Here is a 17,742-nt window from a genome sequence, read left to right as displayed (position 1 = left end):
CGATTCTGGATTTACCGTTCCCGGATAGCTCTAAAATGATCGGGATTTAAGATGCCCTCTCGCTCAGGCCGGCCCAACCGGACGCCAGGCGGTTCAGCCCCCGGCGGACGGAGCCAGGACAATTCCCACCATCGCATCGCACAGCTCGAAACTGAGCTGGCCCAATCCCAGGAACAGCGCGACACGCTCGCCCGCAACTACTACTCGCTCCTGTCCGCAATCAACATGCCCGGTGTCAGTGTCGACAGCCAATGGCGGCTGACCGGCTACTGGGGCAATTTCAGCACCCTGCGCGAATGGGTTTCGGAACTGGCCGCCAAAAAGGCCCCCCTGAGCGAACTTCTCCAGGACGGTGATTTCCAGAAAATAGAGGCGCATTTCTCCCAGATCGAGGCCCTGGCCGGCCTGCCCTTCGACCGGAACGACGAGCCCTGGGTGGTGGAATACGAAGGCCCGGATGACAAAGAGCGGATCGGCCGGGACTGGCGGGTCTCGCGCTCCTGCGACCCGAGCCACTGGCGCCTGGTCCGGCGCGACGGCCGCATGGAGCTCGAGCACCGTTTCCACCCGGAGAGCGAGGCGGACTGCTATCTGATGCTCGACCGGTCCCTGAACCGTCCGGACCGGGACATTAAAGTGATCTACCGCATCCACACCGGACACGCCCACAACCGCATGCGCGACTTCTCCCTGGTGATCGGCGGGGCGCTCGGCAACGAGGAAATGCTCTGCGACAGCCTGGGCTACACGGTTTGCGTCGCCTCGCTTTACAACACGCAGACACGCATCCAGCGCCAGGCCACCGACCTGGTGCTCCGGCACGAGGTCCTGGCTTCGGACCGGGATTACGAGATCGTGGTCGAGCGCACGGGCGGGAGGATAAGACGCTGGATGACCGACCTTAAGACCGGCCGGAAGATGCCACTGCTGGAGACTATCGATTCCGACGCGGTCTATGATCGCAGCCCCTACCTCGGGTTCACCACCTTCGCCGGCCAGGCCCGTTTCTTCGGGATACGCGTCCTGACCCGCAAGTCACTGTTCCGGGTCAACCGTTTCCGTATCCCGTTCGAGGTGGAGGTGGGGCTCAAGGGCATGAACGGGCGGCGGTTCAAGTTGCGCATGGGCCGGGAGGTGCACGACGGGCTGCGCTGGACCCTGATGTTCGAGGACATCACCGAGCAGAAACGCTCGGCGGAGAAAATCCGGTTCAGCGAGGAAAAGTACCGCGCCCTGTTCGAGATGGAATCGGACGCCCTGTTCCTGATCTCCAACGTGGACGGCAGGATACTGGAGGTGAACCAGGCGGCGGTGGAAATGTACGGCTACAGCCGCAGCGAGCTGCTCCGCCTGCGTAACCTCGACCTCTCAGGTGAGCCGGACCAAACCCACGCCGCCACGTTGAGCAGGCTGACCGTCATCCCGGTGCGCTGGCACCGCCGCAAAGACGGTGCCGTGTTCCCGGTGGAGATAAACGCCCGGCATTTCACCTGGCAGGGCCTGCCGGTGCACCTGGCGGCCATCCGGGGGATCGAGGAGCGGATACGCTCCCATAAGGTCCAGGAGGAGCAGCACCAGTTCCTGCGGCAGGTGATCGACATGAACCCCAGCATGATCTACGTGCTGGATGAAGAGGGCCGCAACATTCTGGCGAACGAGACTTTCAGGCATTTCCTGGGGGTCGGGCCGGAGGAGATAACCGGAAAATACTCCGATGAGTTCTTCCTGGACCGTGAGGACGGCCTGAACTCCAGGCAGGCCGACCGGGAGTTGCTCGAGGGCTCGAAAGACAAACATGTCCTGGAGCAGAACGTGCGGGACCGCAAGGGACAGCTTCACCGTCTGTACACGGTCAAGATCGCGGAGCGGAATGCCGCGGGCAAAGTCTGCCGGATATTCGGGGTCAGCACCGACATCACCGCCATCCGTCAGAGCGAGGAGGCGCTGCGCCGCAGCGAAAAACGTTTCCGCGAGCTGTTCGAGCACTCCAACGACGCGGTCTTCATCCACGACCTGGAGGGCCGCACCCTGGATGTCAACCGCCAGGCCTGCCGCATGCTGGGCTACACGCGCGCGGAACTTCTGGACCGCCATGTCGTCTCCCTGCATCCCGAGGCGGACCGCGAATCCGGCCAGCGTCACCTCCAGGGCATCGGCCTGCAAGGCGGCATATCGATCGAGTCCCGGCTCCTGCGTGCCGACGGCAGCCGGATCGAAGTGGAAATCAGCTCCAAGCTGATCGACCTGGAAACCCGGACCGTCCAGAGCGTCATCCGCGACATCACCGCGCGCAAGCGCGGCGAGGCCGCCCTGCGCGACAGCGAGCGCAAGTACCGGGTGCTGTTCGATACCTCCTCCGAGGCCCTCTCAATTATCGACGTCGAAACCGGGCGCTATATCGAGGTCAACCGTGCCGGGCAGGAACTTTTCGGCTATACCAGAAAGGAATTCCTCGAGGATATAAAGCCCCAGGACCTGAACCCGGAGCCGGAGCAATCCCTGCAGCACATGAAGGACATAATCGCCAGTGACAAGGTCCACCGCTTCGAGATGATCCACCTGCACAAGAACAAGACCCGCATCCCGGTCGAGATTTATGCCGCCCCCTTTTCGCTCGACGGACACAGGTACATCCTGGCCCAGGCGCGGGACATCACAGAGCGCAAGCGCGCCGAGGAGGCGCTGCGCGAGCGGGAGCGCCGCTACCGGGCGCTGTTCGACACCTCCTCGGAAGCCCTCTGCGTTTTTGATTTGAAGGACCAGACCTTCATCGAGGCCAACCGTGCGGCCCTGGAGCTTTACGGTTATTCCAGGGAGGAGTTCATCGGCCTGACACCCTACGCGATGACCCATGACCCGGAGCTTACGGAAAAGAACTTCGAACGGCTGCTCAAGGATTGCGAGTTCCACCTTCAGGAGATTACCAATTTCCGGAAAGACGGCAGCAGTGTGCCGGTGGAGGTTTTCGGCACCCTGTTCCAGCTCGAGGGCCGGAATATGATCATGATCCAGGTGCGCGATATCACCGAACGCAAGAAAGCCCAGCGTCTCCTGCTTGAAAGCGAGGCCCGCAGCCGGGCCATGCTGGAGGCCATACCCGACCTGATGTTCCGGCTGGACAGGCAGGGCATGTTCCTGGATTACAAGGGACACAAGGACTGGCTCTATCTGCAGCCGGATCAGTTCCTTGGAAAATCCATCAGTGAAGTGATGCCCGGGCATATCGCCGAAACCCTGATGCGTAAAATCGAGCAGACATTGCAGTCCGGCCTCATGGAGTGGTTCGAGTACGAGCTGGCGATGCCCGATGGGATGCATTTTTACGAATGCAGGATGGTCGCCATCGATCCGACCCAGGTGCTGGCGCTGGTGCGCGACATCACCGAGCGCCATATAGCCGCGGCTCAACTGGCCCAGGCGCACTCCGAGCTGGACCAGATCTTCAACGCCACCAATCCCATTGCGGTGATCGGGGCCGACAAGTCGGTCCTGCGGGTCAACCGCAGCTGGATCGAGGTTTTCGGGCAGAGGATAGAGGACCTGGTCGGGCAGCAGTGCTGCGACCTGTGGTCCGGCACCCGCTGCAATACGGCCAACTGCCCGCTCGAAAAGATACGCTCCGGCCTGGACAAGTACGAGCTGGAGATCGAAAAGAGACTGCTGGACGGCAGCAAGCTGCCCTGCATCCTGACTGTCACGCCTTTCCGCGACCCGGAGGGCAAGCTGCTGGGGATCGTGGAAAGCTTCAAGGACATCTCCGAGCTCAAGCTGCTCGAGCAGGAGCGCCTGCGCTCGGATAAGCTCGAATCGATCGGCCTGTTAGCCGGGGGGATCGCCCACGATTTCAACAACATCCTCACCTCCATCCTGGGCAACGCCTCCCTGGCCCGGATGATGGTCAAGCCGGAGGACAGCGTGACCGAGCCGCTGAGCGCGATCGAGAACTCCAGCCTGCGCGCCCGCGAGCTGACCATGCAGCTGCTGACTTTCAGCCGCGGCGGCCAGCCGGTCAAGCGCATCGCCTCGCTGGCCGACCTGGTGCAGGAGGCGGTGAAATTCGCCCTCAGCGGATCGAGTGTCAGCTACGAGCTGAAATTCCAGCCGCAGCTCTGGGCGGTGGAGGTCGATCCCGGCCAGATCAACCAGGTGCTGAACAACCTGATAATCAACGCGGACCAGGCCATGCCCAAGGGCGGGACAATCCGGATCAGCCTGGACAACTGCCGTCTGCGCAAAAACCAGGTCCCGGGCCTGGAGGCGGGACGCTATGTACGGATGAGCCTTTCGGACAGCGGTATCGGCATCGCCCCCGAACTCATGCCGCGCATCTTCGACCCCTATTTCACCACCAAGCAGAAAGGCAGCGGCCTGGGCCTGGCCACGGTCTATTCGATCGTGAAGCGTCACGGCGGCGTCATTGTTGTGGAAAGCGAACTGCAGAAAGGCACCACTTTCAAGCTCTGGTTCCCGGCCTCCAGTCAGAAACAGACTGCCTTGGAGGAAAAGTCGGCGGTCCGTGCCGGGCGCGGCGAATCCATACTGGTGATGGATGACGAGGCCGCGGTGCGCAAGGTGCTTCAGGGCATGCTCGAAAAGCTGGGCTACCGGGTGGAGCAGGCGGCGGACGGGGATGCGGCGGTGGAGCTTTTCATCCAGCGGCTGGCCCAGGGCAAGCCGTTCGACGCGGTCATCATGGACCTGACCATCCCCGGCGGCATGGGCGGGCGCGAGGCGGTGCAGAAACTGCTCGAGATCGACCCTCAAGTCAAAGCCATAGTCTCCAGCGGATACTCCAACGAACAGGTGCTTTCAGACTTCCGCAAATACGGTTTCAGTGGTATAATGACCAAGCCCTACCGTCTCGAGGAACTGAAAGCTGTCATGAACCGGGTCCTGTACGAGCCTTGAAGCACCGGTTCCGAGCAGGCATCCCGGCCTATCCCGCTTCCAACTCTCACATTTTCCATCGAAGGCGCAGCGATGAAAAAATCCTCCTGCTTTCTGAGCCTTTCCGCCGCCCTGGCTTTCCTCTGTCTGCTCGATTCAACGCCGCTCGCCGCCCAGACCGCACCCGACCTGTTCAACCAGTCCTGGCCCTCGTCCTGGATCGCCTGCCCGGGCGTGGAGGCGCAGGGCTGCGCGGTGAGCCTTTTCCGCCGGACTTTCGAGCTGGCCGGCGTGCCGGAGAAGTTCATTGTCCACGTGAGCGCCGACAACCGCTACCGCCTGTACCTCAACGGGGAGGAGGTCTCGGAGGGCCCCTCGCGCGGCGACCCAGACCACTGGCGTTACGAGACGGTGGACCTGGCCCCGCGCCTCAAAGCCGGCCGCAACGTGCTGGCCGCCCTGGTCTGGAACTACGGCGAGCAGCGGCCCTGGGCCCAGATGTCCTGCCGCAGTGCTTTCGTGCTGCAGGGCGACGGCCTGGCCGAACAACTGGTCAACAGCGGGACCGAAACCTGGAAAGTGATGCAGGACAAGGCGTTCACCACAATCCCCTCCGGTTGGGATGCCGCGCTGGACAAGGCCGAGGGGATTTTCGATTTCCGGGTCGTGGGCCCGGGCGACCACGTAGAGGCGGGCCTTCACCCCTGGGGCTGGACCGGCCTCGATTTCGATGATTCCGCCTGGCTGGCCCCGGTCGTGGCGGGCAGCCGCAATCCTGCCCCGCGTGGCATGCTGGACGGCGGCTCGCCCTGGAACCTCATCCCGCGTCCCATCCCGCCCATGGAGAAACGCCCCGAGGCGCCGGGCCACATCCGCCGCGCGGCCGGGATCGCCGCGGACGAGGGTTTCCTTAACGGGGGCAAGCCTTTAAATGTTCCGGCCAACAGCCGGGTCAGCCTGCTGATCGACCAGGGCTACCTGACCAATGCCTACCCCGAGCTGAGTGTCTCCGGCGGCAAGGGCGCGCTGGTCCGACTGGTCTGGGCCGAGGCCCTGGTCGATTCCGCCGGCGCCAAGCACAACCGGGACAAGATCGACGGCATGCACGTGTTCGGCAACTATGACGAGTTCCTGCCGGACGGCGGTGCGGACAGGCGCTTTTTCACCCTCTGGTTCCGCACGTTCCGTTACCTGCAGAGGGATGTGATCACCGCCGGCGAGCCGCTCACGCTCAACTCGCTCAAGAACCCGTTCACCGGCTACCCGTTCAAGCTCAACGCTACTTTCGCCAGCGACGACCCCTCGCTCACCTCGATCTGGAACGTGGCCTGGCGCACGGCCCGTCTGTGCGCAGGCGAAAACTATTTTGACTGCCCCTACTACGAGCAGTTCCAGTACGTGGGCGACACCCGCATCCAGGCGCTCATCTCGCTCTACCTCACCGGCGATGACCGTCTGATGCGCCAGGCGATCAACCATTACGACGACTCCCGTCTGCCCGAGGGCCTGACCCAGAGCCGCTACCCCAGCCGCGTGGCCCAGGTCATACCGCCGTTCTCGCTGTTCTGGGTGCTGATGCTGCACGACTACTGGATGCACCGCCCGGATGAAGCCTTCGTCCAGGCGCACCTGAGCGGCGTGCGGGGTGTGCTCGAATGGTTCGAAAACCGCCTGGGCCAGGACGGTGTGCTGGGGCCGCTGCCCTGGTGGAATTTCGTGGACTGGGTGGACCAGTACCCCTACGGCGTGCCGCCCGGGGCGGCCGAGGGCGGCTCGGCCGTGGTTTCGCTCCAGTTCGCCTACGCCCTGCGCTGCGCCTCGCAGATGTCGCTGGCTTTCGGCCGCGACTGGGAGGCGGCGCACTACCGCGAACTGTCCGAGCGTGTCGCCCGGGCGACCTACGCCGCCTGCTGGTCCGCCGAGCGCGGCCTCGTGGCCAACACCCCCGAGAAAAAGCTGTTCTCGCAGCACGCCAACGCCCTGGCGATCCTGCTCGATATTATTCCGCCGCAGGAGCAGAAAAAGGTGTTCGAGCGGATCTCCACCGAGCCGGATGTTGTCCGGGCGACTTTCTATTTCCAGTTCTACGTGCTCGAGGCCATGCGCCACTGCGGCCTGGGCCAGGACTACGTGGCCCGGCTGGAGCCCTGGCGCGACATGATCCGTTACGGCCTGACTACTTTTGCCGAGACCCCCGAGCCCACCCGCTCCGACTGCCACGCCTGGAGCGCCAGCCCGGCCTGGGGCTTGCTCTCCTCGGTCTGCGGCATCCGCCCGGCCTCGCCCGGTTTCCGCACGGTGCGGATCGAGCCCGCCCTCGGCCCCCTGAAACAGGTCAAGGCCAGCATGCCGCACCCGGAGGGCACGCTCGCGGTCAGCCTGGAGCGCAAGGGCGCCCGCGGCCTGAGCGCGTCGATCGAGCTGCCCGGCGCGCTGCGCGGGGCGTTCGTCTGGGACGGCGTGGAGTACGGCCTCGTGCCGGGTGTAAACAAGATCGAGCTGCCGGGCAAGAACAAGTAAGATTGCAGCCACGCAGCCGCTGCCAATTCGCGCGGGGAAAGGACGAATCCTTTCCTCGCGGCTGTATTCCGTGTCCAGAGGGAGGCTTGTCATGAGCTATGGAGCCGCTGCCGGCGCTGCCGCCGCTGCTGCCGCCGCCGCACGGGCGATAAAAGCCTCGGGAGCGATCGTTCAGGTGGAACCAGCGGCGTTCGAGTCGATCCTCGCCCGGACCGACTCGCCGCTCGTGGTCACAGCCCCCGGCGGCTTTCTCGGCCGCAAACACAAATACCTCACGGCTTATCGCGGGCTCCTGTTTTACACCATATCAGTCAACCCGTTGAGGCTGGACAGCCGTTGCGAACTCATGACCGCCGGAAAAATCTGGACCCCCGATTGAACCGGTCCGGATTGCTCTGAATGAGTCCATGTAACTATCGAATTTCAGGTTGATCATTGTTTCAGGAACGACGGAGGATTAAGCGCGTGATGCTCAAACTTGAGTACAAGGAGTTGATTGTGATTCTGTCACTGCTGTGCGGCTGCTCCTCCGGCGCCGGTGACAAGCCCGCCGCACCGGTCAGCGCCGCCGATTCGACAGCCGGAAGTCAGGCCCCGTCCTGGCCGGCCGAGGTGCAGGAAGTGGCGATCACGAGCAGCCTGGACGGGACCGCGCAGCCGGCTATGTTCTGGACGCCGGAGGGCGCCGGGCCGCACCCGCTGCTGGTGGCCCTTCACACCTGGAGCGGCGACTACCGTCAGGCCGAAAGCATCAATTACTGGGAGGGTTGCCGCGAGCGGGGCTGGGTCTTCATCCACCCCAATTTCCGCGGCCCCAACGTGCAGCCCGAGGCCTGCGGCAGCGAGGCCGTGGTGCAGGATGTCCTGGACGCGGTGGAGTACGCCAAGGCCAACACCCAGGTGGACAGCCGCCGGATTTACCTGGTCGGCTGCTCCGGCGGGGGCTACCTCACCCTGCTGATGGCCGGCCGCAGCCGGTCCACCTGGACCGCGGCCTCGGCCTGGGTGCCGATCAGCGAGTTGGCCGCCTGGCAGGCCCAGTGCTCCGCGCCCGGCAACCCGAACCAGGGCTACGCCGGGAACCTCGTCGCGGTCTGCGGCGGAGCGCCCGGCTCCTCGGCCGCTGTGGACAGCCAGTACGCGCGGCGCTCAGCTCTCACCTGGCTCGCTCAGGCCGCCGCTCTGCCGCTGGATATCAACGCCGGCATACATGACGGGCACAGCGGGTCGGTGCCTGTAAGCCACAGCCTGCGCGCATTCAACCTTCTGGCCCGGGTGAACGGCGCTCCCGAGAAATACCTGACCGATTCGCAGATCGACTCTGTCGTGGCGAACCAGAGCCTGCCGCCCGAGCTGACTGGGCAGGCCGAGCCGGACAGCCTCTATGCAGAAAAGACAGTCCTGTTCCGGCGCAGCGCCGGCCCGGCCCGGGTGACCCTGTTCGAGGGCGGCCACGAGATAGTCTACCGTGCGGCCCTGGCCTGGCTGGCGCGCTGGAGCAAGTGATTGTCATAATTTTTATATTGCTTCCCGATATACCGGCCTTCTGAGGTTGCGGCGAAAGGAGGGAGCGTGGAGCACGTGTCGGCAGTCCTGATCCGGTTGGTTTTAGCCGCATCCTTCCTGGCTCTGCTGGTTTGCAGCGGCTGTAAACCCGGCCCGGCCGGTGGCGACGGCCCGCGCCTGGCCCAGGGCGAGTTCAAATACCTCGGCCCCGCGCCGGACTTTGATCCCGAGCTGCTGCGCCCGGCCCCGGCGGATGGCGACACCGTGCTGAACGACCCGCCGGGGTTCAACTGGCAGCCCGAGGACAGCGCGCGCGCCTTCGTGTTCGAGGTCTCCCGTGACCCGGAATTCCTGGAGAGCGATGGGCTTCTGGAAAAGGCGCGCGGACAGGGCCCCCTGGTGCCCGCTTCCCCGGGCGCGGACCCGCTCCCGGCCCAGGGCGGCCGCTCCTGGCTCGTGGCCGGGCTGCCGCTGCCGCTCTACCACCCCAGCTTCGGCCTGGGGCCGGGCCAGTGGTTCTGGCGCTGGCGCTGCGTGCTGCCGGACGGCAGCCTGACCCCGCCCGCGGCGGTGCGGCGTTTCACGGTGGCCGCCGAGGCGATCGAGTACACCGTGCCGAAAATCAGTGAGCTTCTGGCCCGCATCCCCGCCGGCCACCCGCGCCTTCTGGTCCGGGCCGGGCAGTTGGACAGTATTAAAAGTTTAATAGTCTCCTCCGAGCCCCACAGGCGTCTCTGGGAGCGCATCCAGCGCTTCACCGACGACTCGCTGCTCACCCGCCCGCTGATGCAGGAGCCGCCCCGTTTCCCCGAGGGGCCGTTCAACTACGCCCTCTGGCGCGATTACTACGACCAGGCGCGCAAGATGGGGCAGACTCTGGATTTCCTGGGGTTCTGCTATCTTGTCACCGGCGAGGCCAGGTACGCCGACCGCGCCCGCGAGTGGCTCCTTCACCTGACCGCCTGGGACCCGGACGGCTCCAGCAACATGGAGTACAACGACGAGGTGGCGATGCCGATCCTGCTGAACGGCGCGCGCGCCTGGGACTGGATCTACGGCAGCCTCGCCCCGGCCGAGCGCGACAGTATCCGCGCGATGCTCGCCCTGCGCGCCGACCAGGCCTACCAGCGCTGGCAGAAACGGCCCTACCACCTGAAACCTTTCGCCAGTCACGAGACCCGGCTGGTCAATTACATCTCGCAGGCGGGCATAGTCCTCCACGGCGAAAGTCCCGAAGCGGACAAGTGGCTGGCCTATGTCCTGCCCATGGTCACCACGTTCTACCCGCCTTGGGGCGGGCGTGACGGCGGCTACTCGGAGGGCCCCAGCTACTGGATGATGTATTTCAACTACATGCTCCAGTCGGCGGACGCAATCCGCTGCGCCACGGGCCTGGATATCCTGAAAAAGCCGTTCTACCGGAACAACGGCTGGTTCAAGCTCTACGGCTACCCGTATTTCGGAGCCATGCTGCCGTTCGGCGACACCGGGATCGGCTCTTACTGGCCGGCGGACAAGCTCAACCTCTACCATCTGGCCACGCTGTTCGACAACCCCTATTTCCGCTGGCGCGCCGAGATGAGCCGGCCCGGGGAACTGCCGGTGAACGAGACCGAGGTCCCGAGCGGGATATTCAGTTTCCTCTGGCTGGATGAGGGCCCCGGCCACGTGGCCGCACTGCCGCCCGCGGACCTGCCGCGCTGCTGGGTGTTCCGTGATATCGGCCTGGTGGCGTTCCACCAGGACCCGGCCGACCCGCAGGAAATCTATTTCCTGCTCAAAAGCTCGCCGCACGGGGCCTGGAGCCACACCTACGCCGACCAGAACTCGTTCTACATCCAAGGGTTCGGCGAGGCGCTGGCTATCCAGAGCGGCTATTATCCTCATTACGGCCACCCGCACCACAAAGCCTGGACCTGGCAGACCCGGGCGCACAACTCGGTGCTGGTGGACGGTGAGGGCCAGACCACGGGCCGTGATCGCGCCGCCAACGGGAAAATAATCGAGTGGTCGTTCGGCTCGGGGGCGGAGGGCTCGCTGGATTACGCGGCCGCGGATGCCACCCCGTCCTACGCCGGCCGTCTGGACAAGTTCGTGCGCCGGGTGTTCTACCGTCGCCCGGACGAGTTCCTGATCCTGGATGACCTCCAGGCGCCCAAAGATGTCCGCTTTGACTGGCTGCTGCACGCCCTGGAGAAAATGGAGATCGACGAGAGGGCCCGCACCGTGACCGTGAAAAAGGGCCGCGCGCGTCTGACCGTGGAATTCCTGGAGCCTCAGGGACTGACTTTCTCGCAGACCGACCAGTTCAGCGAGAGCCCCGGGCCTGGCTACCCCAACCAGTGGCACCTGACTGTCTCGACCAAAGATAAGCGTCGTGCGGCTGCGTTCGTGGTGCGGATGATCGTCTGGCAGGCAAAATAATCAGCGGAATTTTTCAAGGGGCTGTCCGAATCTCCGGGCAGCCCTTTTTTATTATAATTTATATAAGCCTTCTTTGAGCCGGCCGGCCCGGTCTCAGATCCCGTCGCGTCCCTCTCCACCCTATCCGCTTTCGACCGGCAGGTCCTGGCCGTGCAAAGCGGACAGAACCTCCTGGGCCAGGCGCTCGCCCACCTGGTCCTCCTCACTCACCACGGCTTCGGCCCCGGATAGCAGCAGGTCCCACTGGACCACATGATAGCGCGCGCGGGCGAAAATCCGGGCCGCGGGAGCCAGGGTCCGCGTCAGGTGGATGATCATCCGGCAGGTCTCCGGGTCGGGCAGGGCCACAATCACAGCCCGGGTCTGGCCGATATGGGCATGCTCCAGAACCTCGCGCAGGCTGGCATCACCAAGCATGAACTTGAGGCCGTAGCTGAGCGCGATCTTCTCGTTGCGACGGTTGAGGTCCAGGATCAGGAGGTCGTCCTTGTGACGGGCGTACAGTCCCTCGGCCACGCGCTGTCCGGCCGGTCCGAACCCGATTATGATGATCCGCCCGGCGAGGGATTCCGTGGCTGACCGGCCCTCCGCTCCCTCCGCACCGGCGTCCTGAGGCCCCCGCCCGAACTGGCCACCGAAGCCCTCGACCACGCGGCATAACACCGGGGCGGCCTGCACGAGGTACGGGGTGACAAACAGGGTCAGCACTGTGACCGAGATCACCAGTCGGAACAGGTCCGGCTGGAGCAGCCCACCGGCGGCGGCGATCCCGGCCAGCACGAAAGAGAACTCGCCCACCTGGGCCAGGGACAGGCCGGTCGCCAGGCCGATCCCGGCGCTGTAGCGCAGCGTCTTGAGCACAGCCATGACAATGAGCGGCTTGAGTGCCAGCACCAGGGCCGCCGTGCCCAGGATGAGCAGCGGGTGACATACGGCCCAGGCCGGGTCGACCAGCATGCCGATGCCGGCGAAAAAGAGAGTCACCAGCAGGGAACGCAAGGGGCTGATATCGGCCCGGATCTGCACGGCGTAAGGTGAGCCGGCCAGCAGCAGCCCGGCCAGGAAAGCGCCGAACGAGGGGCTGAGCCCCGCCGCGTGCGCGGCCCAGGCCGAGCCAGTGGCCGAGACCATGGCCAGGAGCACGGGCAGCTCACGGTTGCGCACCCAACTCTCGCGGGTCAGGAGGCGCGGGACCAGATAGTTGACTGCGGCGTAGAACGCAGCGAACATCACCGCGCCCAGCAGCACGGTGCGGCCCAGCAGCAGCAGCGACTGCTGCGGCGAATGCTGCCCGCCCAGGGCCGCCACCAGCAGCACCAGCGGCACCACGGCTATGTCCTGCAGCAGGAGCACCCCGATCGAGCCGCGCCCCCACAGGCTGTCGATCTGGGCGTTGTCGATCAGGATGCGCACCACGCAGGCCGTGCTGGAAAGCGAAGCCATCGCGCCCAGGGCCACGGCCACTGGCCAGCCCAGGCCGCACCAGCGTCCCACCAGGGCTATCGCCGCCGCGGTCAGCACCACCTGGGCCGTCCCGCCGACGAATGTCACCGGACCCAGGGCCAGCAGGCGCTTGAACGAGAACTCCAGCCCGATGGAAAACAGCAGCAGGGCCACGCCCAGCTCGGCGATGGCCTCCACCGCCCCGGCCTCGCCCACCCAGCCCAGGGCGTGCGGGCCCACCAGCATCCCGGCGGCCAGGTACCCCACTATCGAACTCTGACGCAGTTCCTGGGCCAGGGTGCCCAGCACCAGGGCCGCGGCGAACAGGATCAACAGGCTGAGCAGTGTCTCCCAGGCGCCCATACATGCCCCTTTCCGCTTCTTAATTATACAAGCTTATATATACTTTCCACGAACCGTTCCACCTGGAACTTGCGCGCGCAGCCGGCCCGGCTCATGTAGCGCACAGTGCCGAACACGGGCCGCCGTCCCCAGGGACGGTCATGCAGGCCGCCCACGCTCCAGGCCACTCCAACATAACCGTTCGGGTCGCGGCCGTCCAGCGAATATCTGTCGTTGAGCCGGATCGCGGTCTGCTGGGCCGTCTCCGGGCTTTCGCTCCACTCCAGGATTTTCTTGGCCCAGTACATGCGCAGGAACCCGTGCATCCGGCCGGTTTTTACCATCTGTAGCTGGGCGGCGTTCCACAGGCTGTCGTGGGTCCGGGCGGCCTCGAATTCCTCCGGGGTGTAGAGGTACTCGCGATCATCGCACCGGTGCTGGTCCAGGCTGCGGCGCGCCCAGTCGGGAAGGCCCTCCCTGCGGTCGTAGTCCGGGTTGAAATGGCAATAGTTGTCGGCCAGCTCGCGCCGCACGATAAGTTCTTCCAGGAACGCATCTCTCGCCGCAGCCGGCGCGCTTGAGCGGCTCACCTCAAGCGCCACGCGCAGCGGGGCGAGCTGGCCGAAATGCAGGTAGGGCGACAATCCCGACTGCACCCAGGCGTTCGGGTCGTTACGCTCCAGGTGGTAGCGCGGCAGGCGCTCCCGGATGAATGTCTCCATACAGAGCCGCGCCGCCTGCGCTCCAGGCCGCGGTTCAGCCAGCACTGGAACTGTCGGGTCCGGGGCCAGCCTCGCCAGCGCGGAGTCCCAGTCCAGCACGGGAATCTCGGGCCGCGCCCAGTTCTGCGGGGTCAACGGCGGCGGCTCGTGCAGGAAACTGTCCAGGCAGCGGGTAATCTTGCGCCGCAGGGTGAACGCGCTCCACTCCTGGTGGCCGGAGACAAAGCGGCAGGGCACGGTATTGTGGCTGTCCAGCTCCAGGAACTCGACAGCCAGGGCCTCGGCCGTACGGGCCTGCCAGGTGCGCTTGAGCCTCAGCGGGTCGAAATCGGCGAGCACGGCGCCGGCCTCCAGCTCGCGCGCCAGGCGCGGCACCTCGTCTCCCGGCTCCCCCTCCAGAAGGTGAAACGGCAAACCGTGCTCATTGATTTCCTCGACTGTGCGGCGCAGGCCCTCCAGCATGAAAGCGTAATGCCGCAGGCCCGCCCCGGCGAACGCGGGCGCCAGGCAGAAAGCTACGTGGCAGGGGACTCGCCGCTCGCGGGCCAGCTCGAGCGCGGCCGCCAGGGCGTGGTTATCCGCGGCGCGCTGCTCGCGGCTCATCCAGTACATCACCGGTCCGCGTCCGGGCCGTGCGTGGTTCAGGCGGAAAATACGCTCGGTTTCCATCGGCCAGCCCCCGTTTTGGTGGAAAGAGACAGCCATCTGCCATTATATTACCTCAGGAGATGCCTGCCTGTCAAAAGAGAGAAACACAACGGGCCGCGCGTGTATCAGCCGCGGCCAATCAAGCCTACACCCTGAACGGGGACATTGTAATGGCAGATAAAGACAACAATTACGACAAGCTGCTGGAAATTGTCCGTGAGGCCTCGCTGCTGGATTCGATCAGCTGCCTGCTGGAATGGGACCAGGAGACCGGCATGCCGCGCCAGGGTGCACAGCACCGGGCCGAGCAGCTCGCCCTGACCGCGCGCCTGTCGCACGAGCGCCTGACCGCCCATGAGACCGGCGACCTTCTGGCCGCCTGCGAGTCGGCTGCGGCGGGTGATGACCCGCTTTCGGACCGGGCGGTCAACCTGCGGGAGATTCGCCTGCGTTTCGAGCGCCGCCGACGGCTGCCCAAGCGCCTGGTCGAGGAGTTGGCCCGTGTGACCGCGCTGGCCCACGCCGACTGGGTCGAGGCCCGCCGCAGCGGCGATTTCGGGCGTTTCGCCCCGCACCTGGAGCGGATCTTGGCCCTGAAGCGCGAGCAGGCCGCCTGCTACGGCTCGGGGGAATCGCCCTACACGGCCCTGCTGCAGGACTACGAGCCGGGCGAGAGCGAGGCCAACCTGGAGCGCGTGTTCTCAGCCCTGGCGCAAAGTTTGCCCCCGTTGGTCGCGCGGATAGAGGAGGCCGGCGACAGAGCGGGCGCCGAGCTTCCGGAGGCGGATTTCCCGCTGGAGCGCCAGCGCGTGTTCGGCGAAATGGCGGCCGCGGCCATGGGCTTCGATTTCTCCGCCGGGCGTCTGGATGAGGTGGTGCACCCGTTCTGCACCACGATCGGCCCGGGAGATGTGCGGATCACCACGCGCTTCGAGCGGGACAATTTCGCCCCGGCCTTTTTCGGCATCCTGCACGAGGCCGGGCACGGCCTGTACGAGCAGGGTCTGGAGCGTGAGCATTGGGGCGCTCCGCGCGGCGAGGCGGTCTCCCTTGCCATCCACGAGTCGCAGTCGCGGATGTGGGAAAATATTGTCGGGCGCTCGCGGGCTTTCTGGACCCATTTCCTGCCCAAGGCCAAGGGGGTGTTCCACGGCAGCCTGGAGGGAATGGAGCTTGACATGTTCCTGCGCGCGGTCAACCGGGTGCGGCGCTCGTTCATCCGGGTGGAGGCGGATGAGGTGAGCTACAACCTGCATATCGTGCTGCGCTTCGAGCTGGAGCGCGCCCTGGTGCGCGGCGACCTCAGCGTGGCCGACCTGCCCGCGGCCTGGAACGCACGCTTCCGTGAGCTGCTGGGCCTGAGCGTGAGTTCCCATTCCGAGGGCTGCCTGCAGGACACCCACTGGGCCAGCGGCCTGATCGGCTATTTCCCCACCTATTGCCTGGGCAACCTCTACGCCGCCCAGTTCTACGCCGCGGCCGAGCGCGAGCTTCCCGGCCTGGAACGCCGGCTTGGCGCCGGGGATTTCGGGCCCCTGCGTGACTGGCTGCACCGGAAAGTCCACAGCCAGGGCATGCGCCACCGCGCCCCCGAGCTGGTGCGGGTGGTGACCGGCGCGCCCCTGGGCCCGGAGCCGTTTTTCGCCTACCTCAGCCGTAAATACGGCGAGCTGTTCAACCTCGACCTGTGAGGAAAATGATGTTTGGCAAGAGCTGGATTTCAGTCCTGGCGCTGGCCCTGGCCGCGACAGCCGCCCCCGGGGTAAGGGCGCAGAATGCCGCCCCGGAGATCGTTCTCTGCGGCTGGGATGAGGTGTTCGTGCTGCGGCTGGGTGCGGGAGCGCCCGAAAAAATCTGGTCCTGGCGCGCGGATGAGGCGAGCGGCCTGCCCGACTCCATACGGGCCAGATTTGCCACCACCTCCGACTGCAAGCCGGTGGAGGGTGGACGGGAATTCGTTGTCACCTCATCGGCTGAGGGCGTGGCGCTGGTGGAGCGCGCGACAGGCAAGGCCCTGTTCTACGCCACTGTAGCCAACGCCCACTCGGCCGATATTCTTCCCGGCGGGCTGCTGGCTGTGGCCGCCTCGATGGATGAGTCCGGCCGCGGGGACCGCCTGCTCGTGTTCGATCTTTCCACACCGGGCCGAATTCTGGCTGAGGATAGCCTCCCCTGGGGGCACGGAGTGGTCTGGGACAGCACTCGGCAGAAACTGTATGCTCTGGCAGGAAAGGATATTCGTATATATAAACTTATATTCTCTGGCAACAGATTCGATCATCTGAGCCGTCAGGCCCTGATCTCCCTGCCCGAGGGGATCGGCCACGAGATGCAGCCCGTGCCGGGGACACCGTTCCTCGCGGTCAGCACTTCGAATCATTGCTGGCTGTTCGACCGCGATGACTGGAGCCTCGAGCCGCACCCCCTGCTGGCCGACAGTGCGGATGTGAAAAGTATCAGCGTGAACCCGGTGAACGGTCGCATTTCCTGGACCCGCGCCGACAGCCCCGACTGGTGGACCTCAGTCGTGCGGCTGCAGAACCCGCCCGGACAGATCGAGCTTCCCGGGCAGCACCTGTACAAGGCCCGCTGGGTCAGCCCGCAGGAGTAGCGCCGATGCCCTGCTGCTGGCGCCAGGTAAAAGCGACGATAACAAAAGGCCGTAAGAATCCGACTGTCCTCTCCTACGGCGAGGTGCTCTGGGACCGCTTACCCGGCGGCGCGGTGCTGGGCGGCGCGCCGCTCAACCTGGCCCTGCGCCTGGCCGGCCTCGGGGTGAATGCCCGCATGGTGAGCCGGGTGGGCCTCGACAGCGAGGGCCGCCGGGCGCTGGAACAGGTCCGCGCCCTGGGTCTGGACACCAGCCTGATCCAGCGCGACAGCACGCAGGTGACCGGAGCGGTGGAGGTGGCTCTCTCCGCCGAGGGTAACCCGGAGTTCACGATCCTGCCGGACCGGGCCTATGACCGGATACAATTCACCCCCGAGCTGGAGCATGCGGCGGCCACGGCGCGCTGTGTCTGTTTCGGCACACTGGTCCAGCGCACGGAGATAAGCCGGGAAACACTGCACAGACTCCTGGACAGCGCAGTGGGGGCTCTCAAATTTCTGGACCTCAACCTGCGGCAAGGCTGCTACAGCCCGCAGACCGTGACCGCGAGCATGCGTCGGGCGGATATCCTGAAGCTCAACGCACAAGAGGTTTTCGAAGTCATGAGCCTGCTGGGCTGGAGCGGCCTCGACCTTCCCG

The 17,742-nt window shown here is 65.4% G+C and carries 10 protein-coding genes; 8 read left to right on the top strand and 2 right to left on the bottom strand.

Features of this window, described 5'->3' with window-relative positions; all coding sequences use genetic code 11:
- The first annotated feature begins 51 nt into the window (after positions 1-51).
- The 5 genes from LLH00_12995 to LLH00_12975 all read left to right on the top strand — a co-directional run bounded on the left by LLH00_12995 (position 52) and on the right by LLH00_12975 (position 11,337).
- Positions 52-4,908, top strand: coding sequence for a PAS domain S-box protein (locus LLH00_12995; GenBank protein MCE5272187.1), 4,857 nt, complete (start codon positions 52-54; stop codon positions 4,906-4,908).
- Positions 4,909-4,980: 72 nt separating this feature from the next.
- On the top strand, positions 4,981-7,407 hold the full coding sequence (locus LLH00_12990; protein ID MCE5272186.1) for an alpha-L-rhamnosidase: 2,427 nt from the start codon (positions 4,981-4,983) through the stop codon (positions 7,405-7,407).
- 91 nt (positions 7,408-7,498) lie between these two features.
- Positions 7,499-7,786: a hypothetical protein gene (locus tag LLH00_12985; protein MCE5272185.1), complete on the top strand. Its 288-nt coding sequence runs from the start codon at positions 7,499-7,501 to the stop codon at positions 7,784-7,786.
- An 89-nt stretch (positions 7,787-7,875) separates the two neighbouring features.
- Positions 7,876-8,913 (top strand): prolyl oligopeptidase family serine peptidase, encoded by a 1,038-nt coding sequence (locus tag LLH00_12980; protein ID MCE5272184.1) that lies wholly within the window; start codon positions 7,876-7,878, stop codon positions 8,911-8,913.
- 66 nt (positions 8,914-8,979) lie between these two features.
- The gene (locus LLH00_12975; protein ID MCE5272183.1) at positions 8,980-11,337 is read left to right on the top strand and encodes a DUF4962 domain-containing protein; all 2,358 of its coding nucleotides are present in this window, start codon (positions 8,980-8,982) and stop codon (positions 11,335-11,337) included.
- Positions 11,338-11,457: 120 nt separating this feature from the next.
- Here LLH00_12975 and LLH00_12970 read toward each other — a convergent pair whose 3' ends face one another.
- Together LLH00_12970 and phrB are read right to left on the bottom strand one after the other, a co-directional pair.
- A complete protein-coding gene (locus tag LLH00_12970; protein MCE5272182.1) occupies positions 11,458-13,143 on the bottom strand; it encodes a cation:proton antiporter in 1,686 nt (561 codons plus the stop codon).
- Positions 13,144-13,166: 23 nt separating this feature from the next.
- A complete protein-coding gene (gene phrB, locus LLH00_12965; protein MCE5272181.1) occupies positions 13,167-14,513 on the bottom strand; it encodes a deoxyribodipyrimidine photo-lyase in 1,347 nt (448 codons plus the stop codon).
- Positions 14,514-14,662: 149 nt separating this feature from the next.
- Here phrB and LLH00_12960 point away from each other — a divergent pair, with 149 nt between their 5' ends.
- The 3 genes from LLH00_12960 to LLH00_12950 all read left to right on the top strand — a co-directional run.
- On the top strand, positions 14,663-16,183 hold the full coding sequence (locus LLH00_12960) for a carboxypeptidase M32 (GenBank protein ID MCE5272180.1): 1,521 nt from the start codon (positions 14,663-14,665) through the stop codon (positions 16,181-16,183).
- A gap of 8 nt (positions 16,184-16,191) precedes the next feature.
- Positions 16,192-17,103 (top strand): DUF6528 family protein, encoded by a 912-nt coding sequence (locus LLH00_12955; protein ID MCE5272179.1) that lies wholly within the window; start codon positions 16,192-16,194, stop codon positions 17,101-17,103.
- A gap of 5 nt (positions 17,104-17,108) precedes the next feature.
- Positions 17,109-17,742 (top strand): PfkB family carbohydrate kinase (locus LLH00_12950; GenBank protein MCE5272178.1); only part of this gene is annotated, 634 nt, incomplete at its 3' end.

This window comes from bacterium, from assembly GCA_021372515.1.
Taxonomy (GTDB): domain Bacteria; phylum Gemmatimonadota; class Glassbacteria; order GWA2-58-10; family GWA2-58-10; genus JAJFUG01.
This window is presented reverse-complemented; position numbering and strand designations above follow the sequence as displayed.

Coding starts and splice junctions, on each gene's coding strand:
- LLH00_12995 (MCE5272187.1), top strand. CDS start 52: ATGCCCTCTCGCTCAGGCCGGCCCAACCGGACGCCAGGCGGTTCAGCC.
- LLH00_12990 (MCE5272186.1), top strand. CDS start 4,981: ATGAAAAAATCCTCCTGCTTTCTGAGCCTTTCCGCCGCCCTGGCTTTC.
- LLH00_12985 (MCE5272185.1), top strand. CDS start 7,499: ATGAGCTATGGAGCCGCTGCCGGCGCTGCCGCCGCTGCTGCCGCCGCC.
- LLH00_12980 (MCE5272184.1), top strand. CDS start 7,876: ATGCTCAAACTTGAGTACAAGGAGTTGATTGTGATTCTGTCACTGCTG.
- LLH00_12970 (MCE5272182.1), bottom strand. CDS start 13,143: ATGGGCGCCTGGGAGACACTGCTCAGCCTGTTGATCCTGTTCGCCGCG.
- phrB (MCE5272181.1), bottom strand. CDS start 14,513: ATGGAAACCGAGCGTATTTTCCGCCTGAACCACGCACGGCCCGGACGC.
- LLH00_12960 (MCE5272180.1), top strand. CDS start 14,663: ATGGCAGATAAAGACAACAATTACGACAAGCTGCTGGAAATTGTCCGT.
- LLH00_12955 (MCE5272179.1), top strand. CDS start 16,192: ATGTTTGGCAAGAGCTGGATTTCAGTCCTGGCGCTGGCCCTGGCCGCG.